A 320-nucleotide genomic window follows, 5' to 3' on the forward strand; every position below is an offset into this window, starting at 1 on the left:
AAAACGCAGAAAGCCTTGCAAAGGCAGATGCCGAGGAAAACGGAACGACCTTTGAGGAAATCGACAGCATCGACTTTACGGAAAAGGAAATCGATGACGATGCCCTTTTCGATGAGGAGTACGAAAACGCCTGCGAATTTGAATGGGAGTGCCAGACCGGACGGTAACCCAAAACCCACAACCCAAGACCAAAGCCCCGAAAGGGGCTGCGGCTCGTACAGCCGCTGTGTTGCCCCTGTCCGGCGTGGTTTTGTTTCCTCCGAGTGTTTTTCCCTTTCTCACAAACGCCCCACACAGGGCAACGTGGGGCTTGCTTTTTT

Source organism: Ruminococcus callidus ATCC 27760 (assembly GCF_000468015.1).
Taxonomy (GTDB): domain Bacteria; phylum Bacillota; class Clostridia; order Oscillospirales; family Ruminococcaceae; genus Ruminococcus_C; species Ruminococcus_C callidus.